The following is a 6,707-nucleotide window of genomic DNA, read 5'->3' as shown; positions in this document are numbered from 1 at the left end:
CGCGTCCCCCGTACCGCCCGTCCCCGGTGGTCCGGTCGGCCGAACACCCTCGCGAGCACCCGGCCCGGCGGCCCCCGCACACGCCCATCCCGCACCGCGCAGGCCCGTCAAGGCCGGCATTCCCGGCGTCGGCGCCATCATCGCGGTCGCCTCGGGCAAGGGTGGCGTCGGCAAGTCCACCACCTCGGCAAACCTCGCGCTCGCGCTGCACGCAAACGGTTTGAAGGTCGGCATCCTCGACGCGGATATCTACGGCCCCTCCATGCCGCGGCTCCTGAAGATCTCCGGCCGGCCGGAGCAGATCGGCGGCAAGATGATCAAGCCGATGGAGAATTACGGCCTCAAGGTCATGTCGATGGGCTTTCTGGTGGACGAGGAGGTCGCGATGATCTGGCGCGGCCCGATGATCCAGTCGGCGCTGCTGCAGATGCTGCGCGAGGTCGCCTGGGGCGAACTCGACGTGCTCGTGGTCGACATGCCGCCCGGCACCGGCGATGCGCAGCTGACGATGGCGCAGCAGGTGCCGCTCGCCGGCGCCGTCATCGTCTCGACGCCGCAGGACCTCGCGCTGATCGACGCGCGCAAGGGGCTGGCCATGTTTCGCAAGGTCGAGGTGCCCGTGCTCGGCATCGTCGAGAACATGAGCTATTTCATCGCGCCCGATACCGGTGCCCGCTACGACATCTTCGGCCATGGCGGCGCCCGCAACGAGGCGGAGCGCATCGGCGTGCCCTTCCTCGGCGAAGTCCCCCTGACCATCGCCATCCGCGAAACGTCCGACGCGGGAACGCCGCTGGTCGCACTGGAGCCGGACGGCCCGGTCGCCGCCGTCTACCGCGACATCGCCACCAAGGTCTGGGAGCAGGTCGCGGCCGCCAAGGCGGATACCTCCCGCGAGATGCCGTCGATCGTCTTCGACTAGGCGAAGCCCCCCCCCCTCGAACCAGCGCCCGACGTCTTCGGACAGGAGAGCGGCCGGTCCCGCACCGATGCCGATTGACTTTCTTTCAGCCACGGCTGTTAAGTCCTGTGGCTAAAGGATGGCGCGGGGACCGGATGACGGTTGATTTTGGAAGGGCCTTGCGTCATATGCCTGTCCGCACGTCGGTCGGTCGCGACCCCCTTGCGGTTGGCCCGTCCTCGAGACGCAGGTTTCAGCCGCAATTCCGGGGTCTCGTGTCCGGCCATCGCAGGTCCGCTCGTCAGGGTTTACAGTTCAGCCGTTCCTTTCGCCGTTCACTCCCAGGGATAGATCCGCATGCTCCCGTGACCCTGCGTCACCACGGCCCGCGGCACGAGGTTCACACCATGATCACTGTCTATGACGCCCGAGGCGAGGCGATGGTCATCGATGCCGCCGCGCCGGCGGCCGCCATGCCCGAGGATATCGTCTGGATCGACATGCTGCGCCCGGATCGTGCCGAGGACCACCTGATCGAGCGCTTTCTCCAGATCGAGATTCCCACCCGCGACGACCTCAAGGACATCGAGCCGTCGAGCCGCATGTACACGACGCCGGATGCCGTGTTCATGACGGCCTCGCTCGTCTGTCGCGCCGATAGCGGCCATCCCGACATCACCGACGTCGCCTTCGTGCTGGCGCGCGGCAAGCTCATCACCGTGCGCTACGACGAGCCGAAAGCGTTCGATCTCTTCCGCGCCGGCCTGCCGCGCATCGTCGGCGGCTGCTCCAACGGGGCGATGATGCTCGCCCGCCTGTTCGAGACCATCTCCGACCGCACGGCCGAGATCCTGGAGCACGCCGTCGCCAGCCTCGACAATCTGTCCCAGCAGGTCTTCGGCGATCGCACCCAGAACAAGCGTCGCCCGCCGCATTATCTGGAAGCCCGGCTGCTCGATGTCGCCTCGCATCACCGGCTGGTGGCCAAGACGCGTGACAGCCTCGCCTCGCTCTCCCGCGTGCTGACATTCCTCTATACGGTGCCAGCCTTGCAGGAGACGCGCGAAGCCAAGGAGCTTTGCCGCACCGTCAGCCGCGACGTGCAGTCGCTGACGGAGCACGCCTCCTTCATCTTCGGCAACATCACCTTCCTTCTCGATGCCTCGCTCGGCCTCATCAGCGTCGAGCAGAACGCGATCATCAAGATCTTCTCCATCGCTTCGGTGGTCTTCCTGCCGCCGACGCTGGTCGCCTCGCTCTACGGCATGAACTTCGAGATCATGCCGGAACTTCACTGGACCTACGGCTATCCGATGGCGCTCATCGCAATGGTGGTCTCGGCCATCGTCCCGTTCTATATCTTCCGCTGGAAAGGCTGGCTCTGACGAGCCGGATCATCTCTCATGGCGCACAAGGATATCAAGGCTCCCGAGAGCTTGGGACCGGCGGCCGGCAGCGGCCAGGCGTCCGGGCAATTCCATGGCCAAGGTCATGGCCAAGGCCACGGGCATGGTCACGATCAGGCGCATGGCGGCAAGAAGGGCTATCTCGGCCTCGCCATCGGCTCGATCGGCGTCGTCTACGGCGATATCGGCACGAGCCCGCTCTATGCCTTTCGCGAGGCCCTGCGCCCGGTGGCCGTGGATGGCGTGACGCGTGGGGAGATCATCGGCCTGGTCTCGCTGATGATCTGGACGCTGACGATCATCGTCACGCTGAAATACGTCATCTTCCTGCTGCGCGCCGACAATAACGGGGAGGGCGGCACGCTGTCCCTGCTGGCGCTTCTCATGAAGTTCACGCGCGGGCAATCCGCCTACCTCTTCTTCATGGGCATCGCCGGTGCCGCGCTCTTCATGGGCGATGCGATCATCGCCCCGGCGCTCTCCGTGCTCTCGGCCGTCGAAGGCCTCAAGCTCGTCGCGCCGTCCTTCAGCGATTATGTCGTGCCGATCTCGGTGGTCATCCTGCTGGCGCTCTTTGCCGTCCAGTCGCGCGGCACGGAAGCCGTCTCGAAGTTCTTCGGGCCGATCATGCTGGTCTGGTTCGTCGTCCTCGCGGTCATCGGCTTCAGCCATATCCACGACGATTACGGCATCCTCGCTGCGTTCAATCCCTACCACGCCGTGCGCTTCCTCATCCATGCGGGCTTCGTCGGCATCGTCGTGCTCGGCGCCGTCTTCCTCACCGTCACCGGGGCCGAGGCGCTTTACGCCGATCTCGGCCATTTCGGCCGCCGACCCATCCAGGGCGCGTGGATGTGCCTCGTCTTCCCGGCGCTGGCGCTGAACTATCTGGGGCAGGGCGCCATGGTGCTGAAGCACCCGGAGGCGATGTCCGATCCCTTCTATCTGATGTTCCCGGAATGGGCGCTGCTGCCGATCGTCATCCTTGCGACCGCCGCCACCATCATCGCCGCCCAGGCCGTCATCACCGGCGCCTTCTCGCTCACCCGGCAGGCCATCAACCTCGGCTTCCTGCCGCGCATGGCGATCCTCCACACGTCGGAAACCAATACCGGGCAGATCTACGTACCCAACGTCAACATCATCCTGATGTTCGGCGTCATGGCACTGGTCTTCATCTTCGGCTCGTCGGAATCGCTCGCCACCGCCTATGGCATCTCGGTCACCGGCGCGATGGTTGTGGATACGCTGCTCGCCTTCCAGTTCGTCCGCATGCGCTGGCGCTGGCCGCTCGCGCTCGCCATCGGCCTCCTGATGCCGCTTCTGGCGCTCGAATCGGTCTTTCTCGGTGCGAACCTGTTGAAGATCCACGATGGCGGCTACGTCCCCGTCATGATCGCCGCCAGCTTCGTGCTGGTCATGTGGACCTGGCGGCGCGGCACCAAGATCCTGCAGGACAAGACGCACCACACCAACATTCCGCTTGCCGCCTTCATCAAGTCGATCGAGCGCAAGAGCGAGCATGCGCCCGTGGAGGTGCCGGGCACCGCGATCTTCCTGACGAGCGACCCGGAATCCGCCCCGGCCGCCCTCCTGCACAACATCAAGCACAACCACGTCCTGCACGCCCAGAACTTCATTCTGACCATCCGCACGACGAACACGCCCGTCGTCTCCAAGGAGCACCGCGTCAGCGCGACGAAGCTCTCGGATCGTTTCACCCTGCTCGAAATGCGCTTCGGCTTCATGGAAACGCAAAACGTCTCCCAGACCCTCGGCCTCTTCCGCAAGAGCGGCCTGAAGTTCGACATCATGTCGACCTCCTTCTACCTCGGCCGTCGCAAGCTCGTGCCCGACGCCCAGTCCGGCATGCCCGAATGGCAGGACCGCCTCTTCATCGCCATGGCCAACGCCGCCATCGACCCCTCGGATTACTTCCGCCTGCCGACGAACCGGGTGGTGGAACTGGGGTCGCATGTGATTATTTGAGGGTGGTGGGGGAGGGAAGAAAGCAAGACCCTCTCTGGCCTGCCGGCCATCTCCCCCACAAGGGGGGAGAGGACTTGCGGCAACCGCTCGCTCCGTACGCAAACCTTGAAGACTTGAGCTGAGGGCGTTCCCCAAGTCTTCTCCCCCCTTGTGGGGGAGATGCCCGGCAGGGCAGAGAGGGTTTTCCTTCCTCTTTCTTTTTCCTTCCTCCGCTACCCCCTCACACGCCCCATCCGTCACTCTGCATTTACCCCGCATTAAGGTTAATGCTTCATTGTCATCCCTAGAGCAGGCACGCGGCAACGCTTCGGATGAATCGCGCCAAACCTGCAATTTCGTTGGATGTTCGCGGAAAAAACGCGTTCCGGCTGATCCGCTCGGCCGGGCAGGCGGTCTTGCGCGTGTGCGTTGCCAGAGTGGGCGTGGAGTTGCCGGTGCGTCAGAGAGTTCGTTCCAAGGGCCGGTCCCCGGTATTTGCTTCCCCAGCATCCGCTTCGCCAAGCCCTTCCCGGCGCTGGTCCACGCCGCTCCTCATCGCCCTCGGCCTCTTCGTCGGCTTCCCCAGCGTCTCGGCCCATGCCGATCTCGCGACGTTCATCTCCGGCATCAACCGGGGCGGCGAGCGGTGGCGGATGCATATGACGGCGTCGCCGGCGGGATCGATCCACGAGGCGGAGATGGTCTTCAACGATCCGATCACCACCGCGGCGCTGGGTGATGGCGCCGGAATGACGCTGCCGGATGGGGGCAAAGTTTCGCTCGCCTCCGCCGACAAGCAGTCCGATCCGCGCACCGACGAGGAGCGCGTCAACCGCAAGGACAAGAAGGGCCGCATCGTTACCGTCGCGCCGGTCACGCCGCCGAAGGATTTCTCGGCCGGCTCCATCCTGCAGCGCACCAGCGCGCTGACGCAGCCGCTGTTCGACACGCAGGAGCGCATGGTTTTCGCCCGGCCGAAGATCCGCGGCCAGGAAATCGAGATCGCCATGGCTTTCTACAAAAAGGCGCCGCCGAAGCGCGACGACACCATGTCGCCGATGATCGCGAGCCTCGTCACCAACAACCGCGCCGATATTCTGGCCACCGCCTATGCACCGGCCGCTCCGGATTACGCCCGCGAATCGCCCTTCGACTCGATCCTGAAGGACGACACGGCCAGCGGACGCTTCATCCCCGATATCTCGCCTGAGGATCACGCCTGGGCCGCCAATCCGCTGCCGGCCGACGCCTTCAGCGAGGCCGAGCAGAAATGCCTGACGGCCGGCATCTATTTCGAATCGCGGGGAGAATCGGTGAAAGGCCAAGCCGCCGTCGCGCAGGTCATCCTCAACCGCGTCCGCAACCCGTCCTATCCCGGCTCCATCTGCGGCGTCGTCTACCAGAACAAGGCGCTCTACAATCGCTGCCAGTTCTCGTTTGCCTGCGACCGCATTCCCGACATCGTCTGGTCGCCGGCCCATTGGCAGACGGCCAAGGAAATCGCGCTGGCCGTCACCGCCGGCAAGATCTGGCTGCCCGAAGTCGGCTCCGCCACGCATTACCACGCGACCTATGTCCGCCCCGACTGGGGTCCGACGATGAAGCGGGTGACCCAGATCGGCAAGCACATCTTCTACCGCACCTATGGCGGCGGCTGGAGCTGACCGCGCGCAGGGCCTGAGAATCGCCCACCACGCCGCATCGCCCGGACTCGGGCTTGAGAACGGCGCGTTTGCCCCGGCGGTCTCCTGACGGCCCGTCGGCAGACGGCCATTCCCCGCAACAGCTGGGGACAGATTCCGCCAGGCGCGGAATTTTCGATCACAACTCGTTGATTTGTCAGTCGAATATTGTCGTCCACCAAGGCGTGTCTTCGCCTTGACTATGCGCGGCGCCAAAACTATGGTGCGGCCGACTTCAAACGGGCCAGAGTGGCTTCAAATCGGGCCTTTGTGTGGCCGCTCCCATGGTTTATCACGGGCGGCGGAGATGCGGGGGAGGGGCCACATGACGGACGACCGGAACGAAGGTCTGGAGGAACGGCGCAAACGCCTCGATGCTCAACTGTCGGAACGGCGCGGCAACGACAGCCGCGACGCGGCGGATGAGGCGAGGGCTGCCAGCAACCGCAAGGGCTACCAAGTCGCGATAAAGCTTTCGAGCGAATTCGTGGCGGCCGTCATTGTCGGGGCGCTTCTGGGCTATCTTCTGGATACTTTTGCGGGTACAGCGCCCTGGGGGATGATCGTGCTTCTCCTCCTCGGCTTCTGTGCCGGCGTGCTGAACGTCATGCGATCTGCAGGCATGGTGGCTTCGCCCCATCCGGCCGATCGCACTGCCCCCGGAGGTTTGGGTCGGGGACAGGGCGGCGTCGGCGACGACAACAAGGATGGCGGCGCCTGACAGGTGCGGCAACGGGAAACAACCGCTTC

Annotated in this window: 5 protein-coding genes; all 5 read left to right on the top strand. The window is 64.9% G+C overall.

From position 1 onward, the window contains the following. A partial coding sequence (locus G8E10_RS25470) for an Mrp/NBP35 family ATP-binding protein (protein ID WP_281517815.1) occupies positions 1–922 on the top strand: 922 nt, incomplete at its 5' end. Positions 923–1,308: 386 nt separating this feature from the next. Continuing rightward, positions 1,309–2,286 carry a magnesium transporter CorA family protein gene (locus G8E10_RS25465; RefSeq protein ID WP_132446419.1) on the top strand — a complete coding sequence of 326 codons (978 nt, stop codon included), beginning with the start codon at positions 1,309–1,311 and terminating at the stop codon, positions 2,284–2,286. An 18-nt stretch (positions 2,287–2,304) separates the two neighbouring features. Continuing rightward, positions 2,305–4,296, top strand: coding sequence for a potassium transporter Kup (locus tag G8E10_RS25460; protein WP_167131213.1), 1,992 nt, complete (start codon positions 2,305–2,307; stop codon positions 4,294–4,296). Positions 4,297–4,829: 533 nt separating this feature from the next. Further along, the gene (locus tag G8E10_RS25455; RefSeq protein WP_343289892.1) at positions 4,830–5,939 is read left to right on the top strand and encodes a cell wall hydrolase; all 1,110 of its coding nucleotides are present in this window, start codon (positions 4,830–4,832) and stop codon (positions 5,937–5,939) included. Positions 5,940–6,282: 343 nt separating this feature from the next. Continuing rightward, positions 6,283–6,678 (top strand): AtpZ/AtpI family protein, encoded by a 396-nt coding sequence (locus G8E10_RS25450; RefSeq protein WP_167131209.1) that lies wholly within the window; start codon positions 6,283–6,285, stop codon positions 6,676–6,678. Positions 6,679–6,707: the final 29 nt, after the last annotated feature.

Source organism: Ferranicluibacter rubi (assembly GCF_011603255.1).
GTDB lineage: Bacteria > Pseudomonadota > Alphaproteobacteria > Rhizobiales > Rhizobiaceae > Ferranicluibacter > Ferranicluibacter rubi.
This window is presented reverse-complemented; position numbering and strand designations above follow the sequence as displayed.

What these genes read in the sequence shown, in the direction of transcription:
- G8E10_RS25465 (WP_132446419.1), top strand. Translation starts at nt 1,309, where the DNA reads ATGATCACTGTCTATGACGCCCGAGGCGAGGCGATGGTCATCGATGCC.
- G8E10_RS25460 (WP_167131213.1), top strand. Translation starts at nt 2,305, where the DNA reads ATGGCGCACAAGGATATCAAGGCTCCCGAGAGCTTGGGACCGGCGGCC.
- G8E10_RS25450 (WP_167131209.1), top strand. Translation starts at nt 6,283, where the DNA reads ATGACGGACGACCGGAACGAAGGTCTGGAGGAACGGCGCAAACGCCTC.